We start from the raw sequence: 23,368 nt of genomic DNA, 5'->3' as shown, positions 1-23,368 counted from the left end.
TGCCGGACCTTTTCTACATTTTAAGATACACAAAAAAGCCGCCTGTTACCACTGACAGGCGGGGGAAAAACAATGGAAAATTATCCATAATAGGACTGGCTGACTTTTTTTACGTAATTTTGGGTTTCCTGAAAAGGAGGGATGCCCCCGTATTTATCTACATTCCCGGGGCCTGCATTATACGCTGCCAAAGCCAGTTCTACATTGTCACCATAACGGTCCAGAAGCTGGCGTAAATATTTGCTTCCTCCATTAATATTGTCTGCCGGGTCAAAAGGGTTTTTGACTCCAAGACCTTTGGCTGTGCCAGGCATAAGCTGCATCAGGCCTGAGGCCCCAGCATGGCTTACAGCGTTGGGATTGAAGTTGGACTCTGTTTTTATAACGGACTTGATCAGCTGGGCGGGGACATTATAGGTCCTTGAAGCATGGTCAATCAGGCCGTCAAATTCCGATTTGTTGGCAGCAAGCTTTGTCAGGCTGATTGGCGGCAGCGCCTGTGCAGGAACGGCGGGAACAAAAGAAGGCTGAGCCGCCGGTCTGCCCACTGTCTCTGTTTTTGCTTCAATCCCTTGTCCGCTGATAAAGGTCTCCAACAGGGTCTGAAAGGCATTAATCGTTTGTGAATTTAGAGCAGGGGTACTAAAATTCTTCAATGCCTGCAATTCCAGCATCACTCTTAATTGTTCAATATTCATATGAATTTCTGATCTCCCGGGTGGATTTCTGTTGAAAGTGTTTATTAAGTTCCAATATCGTACTTCCTTTTATAGAATCTCATAATTTTATTATCGGTCTTTCTAATAGGGATTTTAAGCTGTTGAAGAAGACTCTCAAAAACTTCCTGCCCTTTTTTTTCTTCTGCTACTTCGAATTCTATCTCATAATCCTCCGTATTTAAATAGGAACTGTGGTCCAAAACCACTAATCCGCCCTGGTAATTTTTTTCAGCCCGTTCTGTTGTCAGGGAACCGAAATATAAAAAGCCTTCGACATCTTCAGATAGTTGATTGACTGCTCCCTTGACGGGTCCTTTTGGCAAAAGGTTTGTCTCCATAACCTCTTTGGACTCACTAGCGGAAAGCGTCTGGCTTGTTTCTAGAAGTCCAGTCGGGGCAGGCTGCTTGAGGGTAAGTTCAAACCTTCCGTTCTTCTCCCGGATTCTTAGGGCACAGCCGTTGTCTTTTAGATAAAAATCAGCAGTATCAAAGTAATGGTTAATCTGTACATGAAAATCCTCTGGTTTAAAATCAAAGAAATGCTGTATTTGAAGGAACTCCTCTTTGGTTAGAAGGTTTTTAAATTCGATTTCAATTTCCTGTGACATCCTTACCCACCCTTTTCCTATTTTTTCTTATTATCCCGCTATCCTGGCTAAGCTTCAATCTTTAGGAAAAATTTATTGCTGTGTGTTAAAATATAATGGATTATTGGAGGGTGGATTTTTATGAAAAAAAGACTGAATATCACAGAAGCGATGATGAAAGACCAAGAGCTTTTGCTCATGACTGAAGAATCAACAAATTTAACAGAGCTTTCTCCTGCGGGTCAGATGCTGGTCGATTCCGATCAGCTTTCATTTATATACCTTGCTGAACAAGATGGAGATTATACATATATTACGATACCTGAAAAGACTTGGTCCGTTCTTAAAGAGGGTTTGGCTGCGGGCGCGATGGTATCTCTTTCAAACGGCAGCAGCCAGGTCGAATTAGTGAGCTTTAAAGAAGAAATGGAGTACTTAATTGAAAATATTAAGGGTAATAGCAATTATGGAGATGAAATGGTTGGCAAGGTCGAACTTATTTTCTAGATAAAGAAACGGGCTTAATTATAGACCTGATGAGGTGAGCTGCTATTGAAGCATTGGGAACATTTTTTAGAACCATATAAGCAGGCGGTGGAGGAGCTTAAGGTGAAACTAAGGGGAATGCGGAGCCAGTATGAACAAAATACCGACCATTCACCGATTGAATTCGTTACAGGCAGGGTAAAGCCAATAGCAAGCATCCTTGACAAAGCGAATCAGAAGGGGATCTCTCTTGACAAGCTTGAGACAGAGATGCAGGATATTGCAGGACTTCGAATGATGTGTCAATTTGTTGATGACATCAAGCCTGTAGTTGATCTGCTCCGCAGCCGTAACGATTTTGAAATCGTGGAAGAAAGAGATTATATTTCCCATAAAAAGGCGAGCGGATACCGATCTTACCATGTTGTCATCCGCTACCCAGTCCAAACGATCAATGGGGAAAAGAATATTTTGGCTGAAATTCAGATCAGGACACTCGCAATGAATTTTTGGGCCACGATTGAGCATTCTTTGAATTATAAGTATAAGGGACAGTTTCCCAAGGATATAAGGGTGCGTCTGCAGCGAGCTGCAGAGGCGGCTTTTAGGCTTGATGAAGAAATGTCGATTATCAGAGGGGAAATCCAGGAGGCTCAGGCATTCTTTTCACGAAAAAAAGACCTGCAGCAAGAAGAGAATTAACAGGGTACCCGACTATGATATCGGATCCCGAAGCGAGGTGCTTTTATAGATGAAGTTTGCAATAACGTCAAAAGGGGATGCCAGATCGAATACTCTTATGCATAAGATGCGGACCTATCTGCAGGATTTTGACCTTAAGTATGATGAGGACCAGCCGGATATCTGTATTTCGGTTGGGGGCGATGGAACATTATTATATGCATTCCACCGCTATAGCAGCCGGCTGGATAAAACAGCTTTTGTAGGCGTCCATACCGGTCACCTTGGATTTTATGCGGACTGGGTTCCGGAAGAAATTGAGAAACTTGTGATTGCCATTGCGAAAACCCCGTATCAGATTGTTGAATACCCGCTGCTGGAGGTCATTATCCGCTATCAGCATGGCGGGAGGGAAACCCGGTACCTTGCACTGAATGAGTCAACGGTCAAGTCGGTAGAAGGAACTCTTGTAATGGACGTTGAGATACGGGGACAGCATTTTGAGCGTTTCAGGGGAGATGGACTTTGCATCTCGACTCCATCAGGCAGTACAGCCTATAATAAGGCACTGGGAGGGGCAATTTTGCATCCTTCGTTATCAGCGATTCAAATTGCGGAGATGGCGTCGATTAATAACAGGGTGTTCCGGACTGTGGGTTCACCATTAATTTTGCCTTCACACCATACTTGCAACCTGAAGCCCGTGAACAGGCCAGATTTTGAAGTGACAGTCGATCATCTTAATTTGCTTCATAAAGATGTAAAATCAATCCAGTTCAGAGTGGCAGATGAAAAAATGCGGTTTGCGAGGTTCAGGCCTTTTCCATTCTGGAAGAGAGTCCATGATTCATTTATCTCAGATTGAATGTAAAGGGTGCCTTATGGGAAATCAGTTTAAATTAGCATGGGCCGCGGAACCGGAAGATCAAGGGGAAATGCTTAGAGAGTTTTTATCTTCCCGGGAAATTTCGAAAGCTGCTTTAACGGATATTAAATTCAAGGGCGGCCGTCTTCTTGTTAATGGGTCCCCTGTTACGGTCAGGCGTATTCTGGAAGCCGGCGACCAGGTAGAGGTATATTTCCCGCCGGAAGAAGCATCCCCCGGGTTAAAGGGAGAACACATCCCGCTATCCATCCTGTACGAAGACGAATACCTGCTGGTCATTGACAAGCCAGCCGGCATGAGCACCATTCCATCAAGGGAGCATCCCACTGGCAGTCTGGCAAATGGGCTGGTTGGGTACTACCGGGACATTGGAAATGAGGCAACATGCCATATCGTTACACGTCTGGACCGGGATACATCCGGGGTTGTCCTGGTCGCCAAGCACCGGCATGTACATCACTTGATGAGCAAACAGCAAAAGGCTGGTCATTTGAAAAGGATTTATGAAGCCTTCGCAGAGGGAATCTTTACAGAAAAAAAGGGCGTAATTGAAGAACCGATTGGAAGGAAAGCCACAAGCATCATTGAACGGGAAGTTCGTCCGGATGGACAGTATGCCTGTACATACTATCAGGTGATTGCGGAACTGAAAGGCTTTAGCTACGTGGAACTCCGGCTGAAAACAGGCCGGACTCACCAAATCCGGGTGCACATGTCGTATGTGAATCATCCGCTGCTTGGAGACGATCTCTATGGAGGGGGAATAGAGCAGCTGAACAGGCAGGCATTGCACTGCAAAAACATTCGCTTTATCCACCCTTTCTCACAAAAAGAAATGACGTTCACTGCACCGCTTCCTGCTGATATGAACAGCATCCTGGATCAAAGCAAGCCAGTATAATGATGGCTTGCTTTTTCTGGGATGAAAAAAACTCCCTGAATGTCGGGATGAGGTTTCAGACTGACGTATAAAGGATAATAAAAAGAGTCATTGTGGAAAAATAAAAGAAGCTCCAATCTTCACTCATAATGGCCGCTCATTGAAAGGGGGAATGGTGGAAATGGCTGAAGCAAATCAAGAGACAACGCCCAGGCAATATATTAATATAGAACTTTTAACAGAGGCTCTAAGAACAGGGAACATTGTTCAGTTCCGCAACGAGTTCCTTGATATGCATCCATACAATCAGGCTGAATTCTTCAAAGAGCTTGATGAAGAAGACCGATTGAATATTTATCATTATCTGTCTCCTGAAGAAATGGCTGGTTTGTTTGAAAATCTGGATGGGGAAGAACATGAATATCGCGAAGTTCTTGCGGAGATGTCCCCATCTTATGCTGCCGATATGCTCTCAAATATGTACGCAGATGATGCCGTAGATGTTTTGAACGAGCTCGAAAAGGACCAGGTTGTCAGTTATTTAACGATTATGGACAAAGAAGCAGCAGACGAAATCAAGGAATTGCTCCACTATGAGGAATATACAGCTGGGAGCATTATGACTACTGAGTATATAGCGATTGTCGCTAATCAGACAGTCCGTTCTGCCATGCATATCCTCAAAAATGAAGCACCTCGGGCTGAAACCATCTATTATGTTTACGTGATTGATGAGGATCGGCACCTGGTGGGGGTACTCTCCCTCCGTGATTTGATTGTCAGTGAGGACGACGCCATGATCTCAGAAATCATGTATGATCGTGTTGTTTCCGTATCAGTCGGAGAAGATCAGGAAGAAGTAGCAAGGATGATGAGAGACTACAACTTTCTTGCCCTTCCAGTTGTGGATTTTCAGGACCATCTGTTAGGAATCATTACGGTCGATGACATTATGGATGTCATGGAAGAAGAAGCTTCGGATGATTATTCAAAGCTTGCAGGTATCGCTGATCTGGATTCAATCGACAGGAACCCATTCACAGCAGCAAAGAAGCGATTGCCATGGCTGGTCATTCTTCTTTTCCTTGGGATGTTTACCGCAAGCCTGATAGGGCGTTTCGAGGAAACACTGAATAAAGTGGCCATCCTTGCTGTATTTATTCCCTTGATTGCCGGGATGGCAGGGAACACAGGCACACAGGCATTAGCTGTGGCTGTCCGAGGGATTGCGACAGGTGATTTGGAAAAAGAAAATAAGTGGAAGATTATTCTCAGGGAAGCAGGCACCGGCTTCATAACCGGTCTAACCTGTGGAGTCCTAATTACACTAGTTGTTTACTTTTGGAAAGGGGACCTCTTTCTTGGTTGTCTTGTTGGCATTTCCATTTTTATAACGCTGATAGTGGCAACATTGGCGGGATCGCTCGTGCCTCTCATCATGCACCGTTTAAATATTGACCCGGCTGTGGCTTCGGGGCCGTTTATTACAACAATAAATGATATTATTTCAATCCTGATTTATTTTGGAATTGCGACTGCATTTATGAGTTATCTTATTGAGTAAAGGGGGGATGGGATGGAACAGCATGGTTCCATTATGTCACTTTTAATTGTAATTATTGTCGCGTTTTTAACACCAATTCTGCTCCATCGTTTCAAACTGCGCTTCGTTCCTGTAGTAGTAGCAGAAATTATCATGGGGTTGATCATAGGGAAAAGCGGATTAGACCTCGTACATGAAGATGCATGGCTGGAGATCCTGTCAACTCTGGGATTCTTGTTTCTAATGTTCTTAAGTGGTCTGGAAATTGATTTTAGTGCCTTTTCCATGAAAAATCAGAAAGGGAAGAAATTGCCCAACGGCAAGGCTGAACCCAATACCTTTATGATTTCAACGATCATATTTGCCGGGATATTTATTGCTTCCCTGGGGTTATCCTATTTATTCGTACTTGCCGGCTTTATTGACAATGCTTTTTTGATGACTTTAATTATTTCGACTATCTCATTGGGTGTTGTCGTACCGACCTTAAAAGAAGCCCATCTAATGAAAACCAACATTGGCCAGATCATCCTTCTTATTGCAGTCATTGCAGATCTTGTCACTATGATTCTCCTGGCCGTGTTTGTTTCTTTATATGATAAAGAAGGCGGGAATACCTGGCTTCTCCTCATTTTGTTTGCTGCAGGAGTTGGGCTGTATTTTATTGCCAAGCGGTTCCAAGGCAGAAATTTTGTCTCCGTTCTGGCATCAGGAACAACGCAGATCGGCACAAGGGCTGTATTTACACTCTTAATTGTATTGGTCGCCATCTCTGAAACTGTAGGGGCCGAGAACATCCTTGGAGCTTTTCTTGCAGGGGTACTAGTTTCCTTGCTGTCACCTGACCAGGAAATGATCCATAAGCTTGATTCGTTTGGATATGGTTTTGTCATCCCGATCTTTTTCGTCATGATTGGTGTGGAATTGGATTTATGGTCATTACTGAGTGAGAAAAAGATGCTGCTGCTCATCCCGCTGCTGCTGATTGCACTCCTGCTGTCAAAATTAATTCCAATTTTCCTGTTAAAGAAGTGGTATGACAAAAATACGGTCATTGCATCCGGCTTTTTGCTTACTTCCACCTTGTCGCTGGTGATTGCTGCTGCTACAATTGGGGAACGGATGGGTGTCATTACCCCGGAAATGAGCGGTACACTTATTCTGGTTGCTGTCATATCGTGTGTTCTGACACCAATTGTGTTCAAGAAAATGTTCCCTCGCAGTGCGGCAGAGGATAAGAAGCTAAAGGTCGCGTTGATTGGCGCTAATCAAATGACACTGCCAGTAACGAGGGAACTGAATTCTTCCCACTATGAACCAGTTCTGTATCACACGAAACAGGATAAAGCAGATAAGCAAATTGCCAGTTCGGTCTTTGACATTGTAGAGGTAGAAGACTATTCCATTGTATCACTTGAAGAAGTTGCTATTTTCACAGCAGACATCATTGTCATTTCTACCGGCGATGAGAATACGAATGCTGATATTGCAATGGCAGCTAAAGAAAAAGGGGCCGAACGTGTCATTGCCAGGATAGAAAATCCTGAGCTTGAACCTCCACTGAGGGAACAGGGAATTGAAGTATTCTCCGTCCTGATGTCAACAACCACCCTGCTGCGTGCTTTGATTGAATCTCCTGGTATCATCAACATCCTGACCAACCAGGAATCTTCCCTGCATGAAATCAGGATGCTGAATGACCATTTTGACGGCATGACACTTAGAAGATTCCCATTTACGGGAGATGTCATTTTTGTTCGGATCCTCAGAGGAAAAGACTCCATCGTCCCTCATGGAGATACAGAGCTGCGGCTTCATGACAGGCTGATTGTAACTGGGTCCAATGAATATGTAGATGAACTTCGGACCGAGCTGGAATCAGGCAGATGGTATTGATTTAAATGATATATTGCTATTGGGGCCTCGCCATTGATATGGCGGGTCCTTTTATTATGGTGGGGTAGCAAACTGGCGGGACGACGCAGGAGATATTATAGATTGGGCGGCATATACATATACCTAAAATGGTGTACACGGGAGGAGACCAATGAAGAATATCCATGTTATTCTTATTTGTTATCCGCATTCTTCTTGTTTAAATCAAACCATTGCTTCCCTGCAATTCATTAGTCATCGTTTGGAAGGTATAACAGTTTTGGGGGAGAAGGAGGATGCCGCCTTTGGAGGATTTCACCCTTCATACCAAATAAAATATATAAAAGTAACCGAAAATAATCTGGGCAAGAGGCTGGATTCCTTCATACATACCATTTCCAGCGAATACATTCTGATACTACAAGATGGAATGTGCATTAATTCAAAGATTTCCAGGCTTAAGCTTGGTTTGGAAGAGAACCAAAATATAATAACCTTCTCCCATTCGATCAAAGATAAAACCCTCCTCCATCCTTTTTTAATAAGAACTTCTTATATTAAAAAACACAAGTTCCTGTCAAGTTATTCATTCCCATTCAGCGAGGCCCTAATGCCCGCATGGGTTGCTTCAATTCAACACACCGGGATGGTGATCCATAAAGGAGACTTTGTTTCTTCAAAAAAAATACAGGGAACCGGAAGTGCCCTTCCAATAATAGAGTTTATCGAGAAATACCAGAAGAAATTCCCATTCGTTGAAAAGACACCGTCCATCTCGGTAATTCTTGCTCATTTTAATATGGAACAATATGTAGGAACAGCCATCAGCTCTTGTTTGCTGCAGATCTTTCAGGCTGATCAAGTCCTTATTATCGATGATGGTTCAACCAACCATTCATACAAGGAACTAGAAAAATGGAGTGCTCATTCAGGAGTGGAAATTTTCAGGAAAGAAAACGGAGGGAAAGCCAGGGCATTGAATGAGCTGCTGCCTCATATTCAAACCGATTTTGTTCTAGAATTGGACGCGGATGACTGGCTTGATCCGGATGCCTTGTCAATAATTCGGAAACATCTTTTAAATCTTTCTGAAGATGTCATTGTCCTTTATGGAAACCTGAGGACATGGAAACAGAGAGGACCAGGCAGCCTGCAGTATAAGGGTATCCGCAAGGGCCACCCTGTAAGCAGCAAGAGGGAACTAACCTCTTATCAATTTCCTTTAGGGCCGCGAATCTATCGGTCCACGGCTTTAAAAACTAATGGGTTCCCAGTGATAGAATTTGAAGATGGCAGGATGTACGAGGATGTGTCTGTATTGAATAATTTATTAAAAAGAGGACGGTTAGTATACAATGATTTTACCGTTTACAACGTAAGGGAGCATCCATCAAGCATCACAAAAAGAAACCGTTCCAATTGGAACGATTTCTTAAAGTTTCTTGATTAACGATTAGTCTTGGGGAAAGCTGATATAGTTAATAGCATCAACTGCAATATTGGTTACAGGGCCAGCTGCATAGCCGGAAGTTGAAACCACCGTGATCAAGTCTCCTGAAACTGCCGAAAGAACACCTTCAATGTAGGTTTCATCCAGGGCAATCTCAACGCGTTCTCCGATACGTCTTGCCAATTCTTGTACTAAAAATGGTAACATTGATTAAACCCCCCTTGTAACCCTGGTAACAGTGTTGATTTTATCCAGCCTTACAAAGTATAGTTCTCCCCCAGGCTCTACCATGGCAACATAATCCATTTCAACAGAGATGACAGTACCAGTGAGTGTCGTAAATGGTGTTGTGATTTGTATTTGCTCATTTAGAAGATCTGATAAGAGACCTCTGATTGTAGCTGGAATAATTGGAGCCGGAATTGTTGGTGGATTTGCTGGAGAGCTTGGGTTTCTCCTATGACGTCTACGCGGATGTTTGTGTGGTTTATGCGGCTTATGCTGATGGTTATGGTGATGGTTATGGTTATGACAATGTTGCTGAGTATTGATAGCTAGTAGATCGTCCATAGCAGAATTTAATAGTGAGAAAACTCCACCCGTAATCGCAGGACCGATACCCATGAGACTCCCTAATCCTGAATTGATTGACAAAAGAATCATCCTTTCTAGAATAGTATTTGGTATTTCTACCATGCTGTATTATATGGCTTGTTTTCTAAAATACCCCGGCGAATGGCTTATTTTGGCAGGAAATCCGCAAACAACCAGTCTATTTTTTTAATTTGTATTTAAATAGTCTTTTAGTGCAGAGATAATCTTATTCTGTATATCAAAGGTCATAGCTGGATAAATAGGAAGTGCCAGCACTCTCTTGGCAGCCTTCTCTGACACGGGAAAATCCCCTTCCTGGTAGTTTAAATCCTTAAATGCCTCCTGAAGATGAAGCGGAATGGGATAATAGATGGCGGATGCGATTCCGTTTTGACTCAAGTAAGCTGCGGCCTGATCGCGATTCTCCAATTCGATGCAATATTGATGGAAGGTGTGCTCCCTCGTCTCCAGGACAGGAGGAGTTTTATCTGCAAGAGTACTTAGTTCCATCGTATATCTCTTTGCTATTTCTTTTCTTTTGTGCAGAAAAATATCCAAATATTTTAGTTTAATTAGCAGAATGGCAGCCTGAAATTCGTCAAGCCTGCTGTTTACTCCTATGGTCGAGTGTACATATCGAACTTGGCTTCCATGGTTTCTAAGTGCAATGATTTTTTCATAAAGGTCCGTATCACTTGTTACGATCATCCCTGCGTCTCCATATGCCCCTAAATTCTTGGATGGGAAAAAGGAAAAACAGCCGATATCCCCTATTGCTCCTGCTCTTTTTCCGTTATATTCCGTTCCAATGGCCTGGCAGGCATCTTCGATTACTTTTAGGTTAAACTGATTGGCTATTTCCATGATTTCATCCATTTTGGCTGCTCGGCCATATAAGTGAACAACAATAATCGCTTTCGTTTTAGGCGTGATTTTTTTTCTGATTTCCAGCGGATTTATATTGTACGTGTCTCCTTCAATATCGGCAAAGACGGGGGTCGCACCTGCTTCAGCTATGGCCTCTGCTGTAGCAAAAAAAGTGAAAGGTGTAGTAATGACCTCATCACCGGGTCCTATGTTCAGTGCTTTAAGGGCAAGGTACAGGGCATCTGTTCCGTTTGCAACCCCAATTCCATAGGAAGCCCCTACATATTCAGCTACTTGTTTTTCAAGAAGTCTTCCTTTTGGCCCTAAAATATATTCACCGCTGTCCAATACCTCTGTGATTGCCTTTAAGATAGGTTCTCTTAAAAATTCCAGCTCTTCTTTTAAATCTACCATCGGAATCATAGCACTATTATTCATCCTTTCTGAGGTTTGTCATTTAATTTCCAATACCAATATATTTAATTCCTGCCTGGCTGATATCAGCTGAATTTAAAGCATTACGGCCATCGAGGAGGACCTTGCAGCTAGCAAATTTACTAAAAGCAAGTGTTTCGTATTGCTTATGAAACGCTTGAAGGATGACAACATCCATCTCAGCGGCCGTTTCATCCTCCAAGGAAAGAGGAGTAACACCGAAGCCTGCAATTTCGCTGTCTGTATATAATGGATCATTTACGTAAATCTTTGTTTGTTTTTCTTTAAGCTGCTTTATCAATAGAAGTGTGGAAGACTTTGTTGTTTCTTTCACATTTTCCCTGAATGCCAAGCCTAAAATAAGAACATTTTTCCCTTGAAGAGAGCCCATTTCTTTTTCAATCTTGGCAATAGCATAATCAGACATCGTGTCATTGATGGTTCTTGACAGCTCCGTCACACCGTTTGTTAACCCCCGGTTAATGAAAAAATATGGGTAGATCGGAATGCAATGTCCTCCAACTCCAATTCCGGGATAGTGAATGTTTGAATAGGGCTGGCTATTGCTCGCTTGAATTACTTCAGACATTTTGACACCTTTTTGGTCGGCGAACTTGGCCAATTCGTTGGCCAATGCGATATTTACATCCCGGTAAACACATTCCGCAACCTTGGAAAATTCAGCTGTTTCAAGAGAACTGACCTCGATTAACTCACATTTCAAAGCTTTTCTGTAAAATGAAGAAGCAAGTTCAAGGCTTTTTTTATCTAAACCGCCCACAACCTTTGGATATTTTTTCAAATCTTCAATAATCCGGTTGGAATAAACCCTTTCCGGGCTGTATGCAAGATAAAAGTCTTCCCCCATTGATAATCCTGAGACTTCTTCAATCCGCTTCCCAAAGCGGTTTCTTGTGTCCCCAGTAGGAATAGTGGTTTCAAAAACAACCAGGGTTCCTTTTGTGATCCCTTTTGCAATGCTCTCAACAGCGGAATCAATATAGGTGTAATCCACGTGATTCTGGTCATCGACGAGAACGGGAACAATGACGATAACAATGTTGGATTTCCTGACTGCTTCTGCTGTGTTCTGGGTCGCAGTTAAGGTGCGTATCCTGTATGCACTCTCTACTAATTCCTCCAAACCAGGCTCATTTTTGACATGTGACTTCCCTTGATTGACAGAAGAGACTACCTTTTCATTGACATCTGCACCGAAAACGTTATAGCCATTATTTGCAAAAGTGGCGGCTAAAGGCAGTCCGATCTTCCCAAGACCAACCACTGCTACATTCTCCAATGGCTGATTCATATTTGTCATTAGCAAAACCTCTTTTCTTTTAACCTTTTAATACTCTTGTTAAAATATGTTGGTTTATTGAGGTTGCTTGGACGAATATATCCCTTTTATTTTTTTTAGGGAGTGCCTCGATTAAAGTTCTTTACAACTTTTTATACACTTCGATATAGGACGCTCCTACTTTAGCCGTACTATGATTGCGTTCAACATAAGAGCGGCCATGTTTGCCGAGTTCCTTCCAACTGTCAGGCTGGCTTATAAGGTTTCTTAGAACTGCCGTTATTGTATCTGGATTGGCATTGACAATAGGGAATCCTGAAGGGTATTTGTCAACCAAATCAGGGCGAATGTAACAAATGACCGGTTTTCCATATGCCATTGCCTCTGTACTTATATAACCGCTTGCCCCAATTCTAAGCTGATCAATCACGATGTCCGCTTTGGATAACAGGTTTTGTGTTTCCTGATACGTCAGGCCTTCTATTAGTTTGAAATCAAATGAAAGGCCAGATTGTTCTAATTCCTTAACAGCATCCAGGATGAATTCCGTTCCTTTTAAGTCACGCAGGGTAGGTGCATGTACGATTAGAGGAGAACTTTTTGCTTCGGGATAGCTGGGCTGAAATTGATCGGGGTTAATTGCGTGAGGTACAACATGAACTTCTTTATAAAAGTCTTTAATATAGCCTTCCAGCTCAAAATCCTGAACAAAAGCATGATCAATATAGCTGGACAAAACGGAAAGGTCCGTTAAGATTTTTTCTTCAGGCCATCCTGGTTTTACACGGACATAAGGGTTGAGCTGTGCCGCCTTGGAAAGCATGCGGACATCCGATCCATGATGATGTACAACCATTTTCTTTCCGGCCCTTTTTAGAATTTCGAGGTCGCTTTTATCAGGCAAGAAAGTTGCCCCAAAATGAAAGTGAAAGATATCATACTTATCCAATGCTTGATTGATAAATTCCTTTATCTTCTCTTCACGCAGATTGCTGGCAAATGAATCTAAATGAAGGTTCAGGTCAGGCTTGAAATTATACCTGTTACTGTAAAAATGACAAGAGGTTGCATGGATCCCCTCTAAGCGGAGGGCATTGCACAAATCAATCATTGGTGATCCATAAGGAATATGCAATACATTCAATTTCCTGCAGTCCTTTCTTATTTTAATAAAGGGAACTTACTCTTCAGCCTTCAGATTCTCATAGACAGAACAGAGGCGCTTTTGCATGTGGTCCCAGCTGTAGTTTTCCTTCATTATTCTTCTGGCGTTAATGCTCATTTCCTTCAGTTTGTTTCTATTTAGGAAGAGGCAGTTGATGGCCTCTGCATAATCCTCCGCAGATGCCTCCAGCTTATCAATGACATGACCGCATTGATGAGTGTTAATAAATTGTTCCATATCTGTACATTTATTAACTAAAACAGGCACTCCGTTGTTCAAATAACTGAAAAACTTATTGGGCATTGCATATTTGTTATTCAGGGAACGAGTGACATTTAAATCAATCCAGCCAACATCCGCATTTTTTATTTCGTTGGAGATAGAGCTATAATCCATCCAGCCGATTATTTCAATCCGTTTTGATAGATGGTCAGGGAGGGTTAACTGGTTTTGATCCGTTATTCTTTTTCCTCCAATAACTTTAAATTTAAAGTCCATTGTCTTGCTGCAAATTTCAGTGATTTTCAGCAGTTTATCCCAATTGCCCCTTGTCCCGCCAATAAACCCTTCATGTACAGCCAAGAATTGGTTTTTATAAACGTCATTTAGGAGGATATCATTGGATAGGGGAGGGGAGTTATAAATAACTTCTACAGGGACAGAAGGATTGAGGGTAAGATACCATGACTTTATCGAGTCTGAAACAGTAATGATAAAATCTACTTCCTTAAGCATTAAGTGAAGCATTTTTTCCATGTAGTTCCTTGATTTTGTGCTGTTATGCTCCAAAGGGTCAGGGACTAATTCATGACTGTCATAAATTAACTTTGCCTTTTTTCCTTTTGATCTCAGGGCCCGTTTAATGCCGAACCCTGAATACAGGGAAAAATATTCATGTGCATGGTAGATGTCTGCTTCAAGGGCAATGCCGAGCTGGGTCAAAGAATCTGAAAAACGGTCAGGGCAATATGATTGAATATTATAGTAAAGATACTTAATCTTATCCTCCAAATAAACCCTGTCATAGGTAATAATGTTAACTCCTTCATGGATGAAGGTCTTTGACGGAAACTCATTGGTAAATGGTGTCCCATCGATATCGAATAAATTTCCATTAATCCTGGGCACAATCATCGTTACTTCATATCCGTTGTTTAAAAGTGTTTTGGCTTCCTTTTTAAAGATCCTTGCATCTAAAAAAGGGTGCTCAGCAACTAAAAAACATACTTTCTTTTTCATTTTCCCTCCTCGAAACCTTTCTCCATGTCCTAGTGACTTACCCTTCATGTAAAAGCCTTTTGGCTTCTTATTTGGAAATTTTCCTGCCAGGGGAGAGGGACCGCATATTATATGCATCCTTTGTGTCCAATTCATTTCGCTCCAATTAGGCTGCATCGGGCATCATAGATTCAATCCTGATGTTGTTCATTCCTACTACTTTATGAGGGGATAGAAAAATCTGTTCCTTGAAAGTAATTCAAATAAAGAGGTTAACAACTTCGGTATTTTACATATATTCCCTCCGCTTTTTTGTTATTTCTCTTCTAATATGTAGCAACGTCTGAATGCTGCTCATATGGTTATAACGATGGGAAACTAAAACTGAGGGAGGGATGGTATTTGGACTTGAACCTAAGAGGCAAAAGGGTTTTGGTGACGGGAGGATCAAGGGGGATAGGCAAAGCGATTGCTTCAGCCTTTATAAAAGAACAATCAATAGTTGGTATTGCTGCTCGAAATATGGACGAACTTTTAAAAGCCAAAAAAGAATTAGGAGCAGACATATTTCAAACTGACCTTACCAGTGAGTCCGAAAGAGAAGATTTAATAGCAAGCTTCATAAACCGTTACAACGGAATTGATATCCTCATTAACAATGCAGGTGCCAGCCATGGTGATACGGTAATGAATACTTCCTTGCAGGAGTTTGAAGCAGCCATGCAATTAAATTTCATTTCTGCTGTCCATTTAAGCCAGCTGGCCGCCTACTACATGAAATTAAATGGAGCCGGCTCCATTATTAATATTGCCTCTATTTATGGCAGAGAAGCAGGGGGGCATCCCACTTACAACGCTTCAAAAGCTGCCTTGATCAGTTTTACCAAATCGTTCAGCACAGAAATAATAAAAGACAATATTCGTGTTAATGGAATTGCGCCTGGGGCTGTGTTTCATCCAAATAAAATCTGGTTGGAACGGCTGCAAAAGGACCCTGATTTTATAAAAAACTACAGCAAAAGCAGGATACCGGCAGGACGCCTGGGAAGTCCGGAAGAGATTGCAAATGTGGCTGTTTTTCTGGCTTCGGAAAAGTCATCGTGGATTGTCGGCTCGACCATTAATGTTGATGGCGGCCAATCCCATTTGAATTTTTGAATTATGACAGAAAGGATTTGAGTGATTTTGATGCGACCTGAAATTCGCAATAGCAATATATTGATCGTTGGAGGAGCGGGATTTATCGGCAGCCATCTGGCAGACAGATTAATTGAACAGGGTGCCGGCAAGGTTGTTATCCTTGATAATCTGTTTATCGGGAATAAAGACAATCTAAATGATGCTATGTTAAAGGGCGCCGTTTTTCATGTTGACGATGCCGAAAATTTTGAAGCTGTTGAGTATATCATTGACACCTATAACATTAACATCGTTTTCAACTGTGCAACCAAAGCTTTAAATTACTCTTTTATTAATCCTTCAAATGCTTTTATAACGAATGTATTAGTTTTAAAAAATCTGTTAGAGCTTCAGCGTAAGCGAGCTTTTCAGACGCTATGCCACTTTTCGTCGTCCGAAGCATATGGTTCAGCAGTTTATGAACCAATGGACGAAGAACATCCTCTTGTACCTACAACCACATACGCTGCAGGAAAAGCCTCAGCTGATTTAATGCTTCAATCCTATGTGAAAATGTTCGACTTGGATGCTTTTATTGTAAGGCCGTTTAATAACTATGGTCCTAGACAGAATTTTGAAGGGCCATTAGCTGGTGTCATTCCCGTTACAATAAAAAAAATCCTTAGCGGGGAGGCGCCGGAAATCCACGGGTCCGGGAAACAAAAACGAGACATGATTTACGTAAAAGATACCGTTGGACTAGTTACCGAGATTTTTCCTCTGGTTCCTGCTGGTGAATGTATAAATATTACGACTGATCAGCAATTGTCGATTGAGACCATCATCGAGACGATAGCCAAACTGATGGGATATAAGGGAACAATTTTGAAAAAGGCAAGCAGAAAGGCTGATGTAATCAGCCATAGAGGGTCCGACAAGAAACTCAGAGGGTTAGTCGGGCAATATAAAAAAACAGAATTCGATGAGGGAATAAAAGCAACGATTAAATGGGTTGAAAACCAGCAAAAATAGTGTAATATCATCTTCCTTCAAGGAGCAGATCAATAGGAGGCTATTTCAAATATTCCAGATCATTCTTCATCAGTCCATCGTACAGGCGATACAATCTTTTCTCCATCTTTTCCCATGAATAGGTCTCCTCCATGGCTTTTCGGGCGTTTCTGCTCATTTCTTTAAGCTTCTCTTTATTTTTATGCAGATACAGAAAAGCCTCGGCATAATCCTGGGCAGTCGCTTCAGGATGATCTACAACCAGCCCGCATTGATGGTTTCTGATAAAGCTTTCCATTTCATGGCATTTGTTAACTACAACAGGTACGCCATTATTTAAGAAGCTAAAAAACTTATTTGGTAATGCATACGTGCGATTTAAAGACTGACCTATATCAGCATAATCGATCCACCCAATATCGACATCGGCCATATGCTTTGAAATCGAATAGTAATCTACCCAGCCGGTCATGGTAATGACGCTGCTTAGATGGTCCGGTATTTCAATCGATTCTCCAAAACGGATTCCGCCGATCACCTTGAACTGAAAACCAATTTGTTTGGAGCAGATTTCGGAAATTTCAAAGATTTTTTCCTGGCTGCCTCGTTTATTGTCAATATTCCCTTCGTAACAGGCAATGAGGGAATCAGTGTTATACTCCTTTGAGCTGTAATCGGACGTGAGTGGAGGAGAATTATAGATAACCTCGACCAAGAGCCCTGGATCTTGGGTTAAATACCAGGATTTGATGGAATCGGATATTGTAATAATACAGTCCACTTCCTTAAGCATGATAAAAAGTTTCTCAAGAAGGTTTTTTCTTGCTGTCTCTGAGTACCTTGTGTCTATTGGGTCGGGTGTCAGCTCGTGGCTATCGTAAACTAGCTTTACATCTTTGCCCTTTACCTTTTTCATCATGCGCTTGACGCCAATTCCGGCGAAAAGAGAGAGATACTCGTGAACATGATAAATATCCGCATCTTCCTGGATTGCAAGCTGTGTCAGCGGGTTATCAAAGCCTTCTTTTTCCCAGGCTTTAACACTTCCTGTTACCTTGCTTAACGGGGTTCTGCTGTCTTCCCAATTATAGGTCACAATTTTTATGCCTTCATGTTTAAAGGTTTTGTTTAAAAACTGGCTGGTGAAGGGCTTGCCATCTATGTCAAATAAATACCCTTTCTTCCTGGGCACAATCAGAGTTACTTTATAGCCCATCTTCTGCAGGCTTTTCGCCTCTTTTTTATAAATGCGCGAATCCATGAACGGATGGTCTGCTACCAGCATACAAATTTTTTTTGACATTGTGTTCCACCTCTCTTGTAAGGAACTGTTGGTTAATAAGAAATAGTCCTTTCCTATTTAAAACAGTCTTCATTCATTCATATTTTTTGAGGGGGGAAAATATCCCTTTGACAGCAAGAAAAACAAATTTAGCTCAATTGTAATGGGTTCTTGAATCTTGTCTTTAGGAAAAAAGCAATAAGGATGCGCAGTTGTATGAAAACATAATAGAAATGGAGTTAAGATAATGAAAGTTTTAACTGTAATAGGTGCAAGGCCTCAATTTATAAAGGCATGCATGCTTTCTAAAGCCTTTGAATCTCTGCCAGCTGTAAAAGAAGTGATGGTCCATACTGGACAGCATTATGATGACAATATGTCTAAAGTTTTTTTCGAACAGCTTAAGCTTCCGAAGCCGGATTACTATTTAGGGGTGGGGTCAGACACACATGGCATCCAGACTGCCAAGATGCTGACAGAGCTGGAAAGGGTAATGTTAGTGGAAAAACCGGATATTGTATTAGTTTACGGAGATACGAATTCTACCCTTGCTGGCGCTCTGGCAGCTGCCAAGCTTCATATTCCCGTGGCACATGTAGAAGCCGGTCTTCGCAGCTTTAACAAAAAAATGCCTGAGGAAATTAATCGGATTTTAACCGACCATTTATCAGAATGGCTGTTTTGTCCTTCTCGAACAGCATTGGAAAACTTAAAGCGGGAGGGGATAGAAAAAGGAGTTTTTGAAACTGGTGATATTATGTATGATGCTATTCAATTCTACAAACCGTATGCTCTGCAGTACTCTACAATCATACCCGATTTAAACCTTGCTTCTAAAAACTACTATCTGGCGACCGTCCATCGGGCAGAAAACACGGATGACCCTGAAAAACTAAGAGCTCTGCTTGAAGCTTTTCATCAGATGAAGCACCCTGTCGTCTTTCCGATGCATCCAAGGACGAAGCATAAAATTCAGCAGTGGAAGTTAAATGATCTTCTCCTTTCAGAGAATATTAAACTGGTAGAACCTCTGAATTATTTCGACATGATTACGGTTGAGAGCCAGGCAAAAGTGATATTAACTGACTCAGGCGGGGTCCAGAAAGAGGCGTATATGTTAGGAGTTCCCTGTATAACCTTAAGAGAAGAAACCGAATGGGTCGAGACCGTGGCAGCAGGGTGGAATCAGATAACCGGTGCAGATGCTGATCGCATCATGGAGGCCGAAAAAAATAGTAAACTTCCAAGTGATAGGCCCGAATTATTCGGAGACGGTTCGACATCGAAGCAAATCATGAAAATCTTGACTGAAACCAATTAATTAAAATAATGATCAGCAGATGGTTAACAATAGAGGTGATCTAATAAAATCACCTCTAAACTAAAAGGCTGGTTTACTTTTTCCTGCTAAATACCCTTTCCACCGAACGAGTGTCTCACCCATTTTTTTATCCTTTTCAACCGAGTTAATGGCCGCAAGCAAATGAATATGGGTAACATGATATCCCCATTTTGCTACATTTGGGTACCCGCCATCTGTAGTATAATGGGTTAAATCATAGGCCGTCCGGTTCCCCAGATCATAGAGCGGGAGCATTCTTTTTAAGGAAATAATGCCTGATTTATATAACTTATAGGTCTCATTGTCATTAGTTGCCTTGAAGAGATCGTACAATCCAATTAACGAAAACATAAACCCATTTAGAATATAGCTGGATGGTTCCGTCGGACATTCTTCATAATAATCGTACTTATTTTCGAATTTGGTGAGAATCCCGTTTTTGTTAACGGGCGTTTTAAAGATAGAAATGCCTTTTAGTGCACAATTAGTAAATTTATGATCCTTAGTAAGGTAACGGGCCCGGGCTAGCACGGACATGGCCATGCCCATTCCGATGGCAGAATACCAGGGAGCTTTTATTTTTTCGAGCCTGCCAGGAAAAAAGTGAAGGTCAAATTGGTAGGACCATCCTCCATTGCGATCTTGATTGTCAACCAGCCATTTCGCTACTTTTAAAAATTTTTCCTTACTTTGCACATCATGATTGATTAAAAACAGGCTGTAGTGCTGTAAGCCATATTGTGAAATGGTGGAAGGATTATAGAAGGTTCCAAAAGTATATTTTGTTTGGGGAATTCCTCTATTGTCAAATTCAACATTCCAATTCTCGACACTGTTTTTATTGTAATGGAGGTAATTCCCCTTATAATCGTAATTGGTAATCTCGGAGACTTTAGCTTTAGTTACATGCACCTTAAGGGTGTTTTCTTTCATTAGCCATTCTTTTTCAGTGATATAGGCTTTTTCAACTAAACTATAAGGGATATAAAATTCATCCCCTGCCATTTTGCCAATCCCTTCGAACCTGTTATGCAGAACCACCTTGATATCCTTTGATTGTTTACGATCCATCTAATCTCTCCTTCTATTAGACTAATAACCTTTTTAATCTCATGGGTTCTTGATCCTTTTTGCCGGGACTCCTGCTACCACTTCATTATTGCCCACGTTTTTTGTCACGACGGATCCTGCTCCGACAATGGTTTGTTCACCTATTGTTACACCTGGCAACAGGGAAGCATTGTTCCCAATTTTTGCCCCCTTTTTTATATGCGGACCCTTAAGCTGATATTCCTGAGCACCCATGTATTTATCATTGGACATGGATACACAGGGGCCAATGAACACATTATCCTCAATCGTTGTATCTCCCGTGACATAGGCAAGTGTCTGGATCGTACAATCCTTGCCAATCGTGCTATTTAGTTCAACAATCGCCGCTCTTCCAATGACAGTCCCTCCCCCAACGGAGACATTTTCCCTAATGCTTGCATGATCGCCGATAAAAACATTCTCCGAAATCGTTGTGCCAGAATAAATGGATACTGTGTTGCCAATGCGTGTATACTTTTTTATGATTAATGGCCGGCTGGCTTGATTAATCTTCCTCATCCGTTTATTGCTGCCAGGTTCAATGCCCAAGACACAGTTGGCCCCAATTACTACTGAATCCCCTATCTGAGTCCCCTTTAGAATGACTGAATTATGACCAAGCTCAACATTTTCCCCGATAATGACCCCTTCTTCAATTACGACATTTTTGCCTGTTTTTAAGCTTTTAGGAAGTTTGGAATCTGCCATCTATAACACCCCTTCATTTTTAATAATGGTCTTGATGTGGCTTATAAGCTGCCGGGTCCGTATAGGAAGCGTATGTGTCCGGTGGATAAATTCAAATCCTGCATCAGTTATTTTTTTTCTTTCTTTCTCGTTTTCTAAATAATACAGTGCTTTCTCCATGAAATTATATTCATCGATCGCAACGAAATGCTTCCCAGGAATAAAACCGAGGTCTTCAAGTTCTTTAAAGGCTGGAGCCAGCAAAAGGGTCCTGCAAGCCAGTGCTTCAAAATACTTCATTACGGGATAGTAATAAACGGAGGGGCATGTAAAAAAAATTTTCGCTCTATTAAGTTCTCTTGCATATTTTTCTCCGATGTAAAACACGTCCCTGGCAGCCGGGTTTTCAAGCTCATATCCAGGATGTGAATGGTAAAGAAAATTTGGCCGATGTTGATAAAATTCCAGTATTTTTTTTCTTAATGGATAGGTATCATTAACGGCGCCCATCATCAATAAATCAATATCCTTTTTAAGTCCATAGTCTTTATACACATGAGGGTTAATAAAATGTGGAAACCAGATTAAGTTATCCTTCAATTCTGGATAACTCTCAATAAATTTATCTCGTGTTGCAGAGAAGAGATATTGGATGGCATTTTTTCTAATAAAATGCCTGCGAGTTTTTGTAAACCGATGTACATCATTAACAAATAATCCGACCGGGATATCTATTGAGGAGATTCCATGAATGATAGGGAACATTTCTTTCCCCAGATCATTTGCCAATAAAATAAAATCTGGAGGCTGTTCGAGTTTTTTTGAGATGTGGCTTAACCGGCCGGAACTTCGATAAACGGATAAGTTTGTCAATGTTGAACACTGTTTCTCCAGAAAATAAAAATTTTTATCCAGGGTATTGGATGTATCATTTGAAATGAATAATAGATTAAACAATTTTATACCTTCCCTCTAATAAATTGGCTTATGTTCAATAGGTAACTAGTAAATATGCCAATTTTTTTATAATTCCAAATAAGTCCAACCCCCTGCATGCCTTAGGAATACAATACAGTAGCAATTCTTTTGGGAAGGAGAATACAAGTGAAAGCAGGAGTTATTGGGACAGGGAGTATGGGGGAGAACCATGTACGGACCTATATTTCTTTAGCAGACCATTGTCAGCTTGTTGGAATATATGATAAAAATGAAAAACGAGCACAGGAGATTGCAGATAAATATCAAATAAAGGCCTTTTCATCCTTGGACGAGTTGCTTGAGGAAGTGGATCTTGTAAGTGTTGTAGTGCCAACTGAATTTCATTACGAGGTTGGGCTGGCCTGTATTCGCCATAAAGTGCATATGCTAATGGAAAAACCTATTGCAAGTACGATTTCAGAAGCAAAATTACTAATTGAGAAGGCTGATGAAACAGGTGTAAAAATTCAGGTTGGCCACATTGAACTATATAATCCGATTATTTCAATCCTGAAGAAGACCCTCGGCAATGAGAAGGTGATTGCTGTCGAAGCGCAGCGTATGAATCCATTTGACACAAGAGTGGCAAAAGTAGACGTAGTCCAGGATTTAATGATTCACGATTTGTATATTCTTAGTGAATTACTCAATGAAAATATTCGTGACTTATATGCAATAGGAAAAGAAGTGGATGGCACACAAAAACATACGATGGTCCTTTTAAGATTTCAAAACGGAACCATCGGGCAAGTAACAGCAAGCTTTAAATCAGAAGAAAGAGTCAGAACGGTACGTGTAATAACAGAAAAAGCCCTCTATAAAGCAGATTTATTAAAGAAGAAAATTGAAATCATAAGGCCGGTGCACTATTATATGAAGGAAGAGTTTGGCCATATGAATCAAAAGGTGACGGAGTGCATTCAAATCCCGCAAGTCGAACCGCTTAAGTTAGAACTAATAGACTTTATGGATTGTGTAAAGAATGATACGGAACCTTCTATTACAGGTGAAGATGGGATTAAAGCTTTGGCTTTATGTACAGAAATTAATCGTTTTATAAAAAACTTGCCCCAATAGGGGAATCTAGGAAGGGGGCTGAGCTTATCATAGAGCCAGCCCTTTTCAAAGATGCCAATCTATAGTAATATTAGCACTAGGTACTAATAACTTG

23 protein-coding genes are annotated in these 23,368 nt (G+C 41.3%); 11 read left to right on the top strand and 12 right to left on the bottom strand.

Translation table 11 applies throughout. The features are described from left to right. Positions 1 to 80: 80 nt before the first annotated feature. Positions 81 to 698 carry a lytic transglycosylase domain-containing protein gene (locus EV146_RS00885; RefSeq protein WP_132000862.1) on the bottom strand — a complete coding sequence of 206 codons (618 nt, stop codon included), beginning with the start codon at positions 696 to 698 and terminating at the stop codon, positions 81 to 83. A 44-nt stretch (positions 699 to 742) separates the two neighbouring features. Next, a complete protein-coding gene (locus EV146_RS00880) occupies positions 743 to 1,327 on the bottom strand; it encodes a CYTH domain-containing protein (RefSeq protein ID WP_132000860.1) in 585 nt (194 codons plus the stop codon). A gap of 120 nt (positions 1,328 to 1,447) precedes the next feature. Between EV146_RS00880 and EV146_RS00875 the strand changes: the two genes are divergently transcribed. From EV146_RS00875 to EV146_RS00845, 7 genes are all read left to right on the top strand, one after another. Continuing rightward, on the top strand, positions 1,448 to 1,813 hold the full coding sequence (locus EV146_RS00875) for a UPF0738 family protein (protein ID WP_132000858.1): 366 nt from the start codon (positions 1,448 to 1,450) through the stop codon (positions 1,811 to 1,813). Positions 1,814 to 1,858: 45 nt separating this feature from the next. Next, positions 1,859 to 2,494, top strand: a complete 636-nt coding sequence (yjbM, locus tag EV146_RS00870) for a GTP diphosphokinase (RefSeq protein WP_121609569.1) — start codon at positions 1,859 to 1,861, stop codon at positions 2,492 to 2,494. 49 nt (positions 2,495 to 2,543) lie between these two features. Continuing rightward, positions 2,544 to 3,338 (top strand): NAD kinase, encoded by a 795-nt coding sequence (locus tag EV146_RS00865; RefSeq protein WP_121609568.1) that lies wholly within the window; start codon positions 2,544 to 2,546, stop codon positions 3,336 to 3,338. 16 nt (positions 3,339 to 3,354) lie between these two features. Continuing rightward, positions 3,355 to 4,260: an RluA family pseudouridine synthase gene (locus EV146_RS00860; protein ID WP_132000856.1), complete on the top strand. Its 906-nt coding sequence runs from the start codon at positions 3,355 to 3,357 to the stop codon at positions 4,258 to 4,260. 160 nt (positions 4,261 to 4,420) lie between these two features. Continuing rightward, positions 4,421 to 5,803, top strand: coding sequence for a magnesium transporter (gene mgtE, locus EV146_RS00855; RefSeq protein WP_121609567.1), 1,383 nt, complete (start codon positions 4,421 to 4,423; stop codon positions 5,801 to 5,803). A gap of 12 nt (positions 5,804 to 5,815) precedes the next feature. Next, positions 5,816 to 7,678, top strand: coding sequence for a monovalent cation:proton antiporter family protein (locus EV146_RS00850; protein ID WP_132000854.1), 1,863 nt, complete (start codon positions 5,816 to 5,818; stop codon positions 7,676 to 7,678). Between the two features lie 151 nt (positions 7,679 to 7,829). Further along, complete coding sequence (locus EV146_RS00845; RefSeq protein ID WP_132000852.1) at positions 7,830 to 9,107, top strand: glycosyltransferase family 2 protein; 1,278 nt, start codon at positions 7,830 to 7,832, stop codon at positions 9,105 to 9,107. Positions 9,108 to 9,110: 3 nt separating this feature from the next. Here EV146_RS00845 and EV146_RS00840 read toward each other — a convergent pair whose 3' ends face one another. The 6 genes from EV146_RS00840 to EV146_RS00815 form a co-directional block, all read right to left on the bottom strand. Then, entirely contained in the window at positions 9,111 to 9,314 is a 204-nt protein-coding gene (locus EV146_RS00840; protein ID WP_132000850.1) for a hypothetical protein, read from the bottom strand. 3 nt (positions 9,315 to 9,317) lie between these two features. Further along, complete coding sequence (locus EV146_RS00835; protein ID WP_158286960.1) at positions 9,318 to 9,677, bottom strand: DUF2642 domain-containing protein; 360 nt, start codon at positions 9,675 to 9,677, stop codon at positions 9,318 to 9,320. Between the two features lie 210 nt (positions 9,678 to 9,887). Beyond that, positions 9,888 to 10,991, bottom strand: a complete 1,104-nt coding sequence (locus EV146_RS00830; protein ID WP_132000846.1) for a DegT/DnrJ/EryC1/StrS family aminotransferase — start codon at positions 10,989 to 10,991, stop codon at positions 9,888 to 9,890. A 34-nt stretch (positions 10,992 to 11,025) separates the two neighbouring features. Further along, positions 11,026 to 12,324 (bottom strand): nucleotide sugar dehydrogenase, encoded by a 1,299-nt coding sequence (locus EV146_RS00825; RefSeq protein ID WP_241993770.1) that lies wholly within the window; start codon positions 12,322 to 12,324, stop codon positions 11,026 to 11,028. 121 nt (positions 12,325 to 12,445) lie between these two features. Then, on the bottom strand, positions 12,446 to 13,447 hold the full coding sequence (locus tag EV146_RS00820) for a glycosyltransferase family 4 protein (RefSeq protein WP_132000844.1): 1,002 nt from the start codon (positions 13,445 to 13,447) through the stop codon (positions 12,446 to 12,448). Between the two features lie 36 nt (positions 13,448 to 13,483). After that, entirely contained in the window at positions 13,484 to 14,707 is a 1,224-nt protein-coding gene (locus EV146_RS00815; RefSeq protein ID WP_132000842.1) for a glycosyltransferase, read from the bottom strand. 381 nt (positions 14,708 to 15,088) lie between these two features. On the opposite strand from EV146_RS00815, the gene EV146_RS00810 reads away from it, so the two are divergent. Together EV146_RS00810 and EV146_RS00805 are read left to right on the top strand one after the other, a co-directional pair. Then, positions 15,089 to 15,844 (top strand): SDR family NAD(P)-dependent oxidoreductase, encoded by a 756-nt coding sequence (locus tag EV146_RS00810; protein WP_132000840.1) that lies wholly within the window; start codon positions 15,089 to 15,091, stop codon positions 15,842 to 15,844. 30 nt (positions 15,845 to 15,874) lie between these two features. Further along, a complete protein-coding gene (locus tag EV146_RS00805; protein WP_132001452.1) occupies positions 15,875 to 16,837 on the top strand; it encodes a dTDP-glucose 4,6-dehydratase in 963 nt (320 codons plus the stop codon). Between the two features lie 40 nt (positions 16,838 to 16,877). Here the strand turns inward: EV146_RS00805 and EV146_RS00800 are convergent, their stop codons facing one another. Continuing rightward, positions 16,878 to 18,119 (bottom strand): glycosyltransferase, encoded by a 1,242-nt coding sequence (locus EV146_RS00800; protein WP_132000838.1) that lies wholly within the window; start codon positions 18,117 to 18,119, stop codon positions 16,878 to 16,880. 226 nt (positions 18,120 to 18,345) lie between these two features. Between EV146_RS00800 and wecB the strand changes: the two genes are divergently transcribed. Then, the gene (gene wecB / locus EV146_RS00795; protein WP_132000836.1) at positions 18,346 to 19,419 is read left to right on the top strand and encodes a non-hydrolyzing UDP-N-acetylglucosamine 2-epimerase; all 1,074 of its coding nucleotides are present in this window, start codon (positions 18,346 to 18,348) and stop codon (positions 19,417 to 19,419) included. A gap of 60 nt (positions 19,420 to 19,479) precedes the next feature. Here wecB and EV146_RS00790 read toward each other — a convergent pair whose 3' ends face one another. Genes EV146_RS00790 through EV146_RS00780 form a run of 3 tightly spaced genes read right to left on the bottom strand, consistent with a single transcriptional unit; the run spans position 19,480 to position 22,176 of the window. After that, complete coding sequence (locus tag EV146_RS00790) at positions 19,480 to 20,511, bottom strand: D-glucuronyl C5-epimerase family protein (RefSeq protein ID WP_132000834.1); 1,032 nt, start codon at positions 20,509 to 20,511, stop codon at positions 19,480 to 19,482. Positions 20,512 to 20,550: 39 nt separating this feature from the next. Further along, the gene (locus tag EV146_RS00785; RefSeq protein WP_132000832.1) at positions 20,551 to 21,240 is read right to left on the bottom strand and encodes a DapH/DapD/GlmU-related protein; all 690 of its coding nucleotides are present in this window, start codon (positions 21,238 to 21,240) and stop codon (positions 20,551 to 20,553) included. After that, positions 21,241 to 22,176 carry a glycosyltransferase family protein gene (locus EV146_RS00780; RefSeq protein WP_132000830.1) on the bottom strand — a complete coding sequence of 312 codons (936 nt, stop codon included), beginning with the start codon at positions 22,174 to 22,176 and terminating at the stop codon, positions 21,241 to 21,243. It abuts the gene before it with no gap. A 147-nt stretch (positions 22,177 to 22,323) separates the two neighbouring features. Between EV146_RS00780 and EV146_RS00775 the strand changes: the two genes are divergently transcribed. Beyond that, the gene (locus EV146_RS00775) at positions 22,324 to 23,274 is read left to right on the top strand and encodes a Gfo/Idh/MocA family protein (RefSeq protein ID WP_132000828.1); all 951 of its coding nucleotides are present in this window, start codon (positions 22,324 to 22,326) and stop codon (positions 23,272 to 23,274) included. Positions 23,275 to 23,368 lie beyond the last annotated feature (94 nt).

The organism is Mesobacillus foraminis (genome assembly GCF_004340465.1).
Taxonomy (GTDB): domain Bacteria; phylum Bacillota; class Bacilli; order Bacillales; family Cytobacillaceae; genus Mesobacillus_B; species Mesobacillus_B foraminis.
Note: the sequence above shows the minus strand (reverse complement) of the source record. Positions and strands in the feature narration are given on the sequence as shown.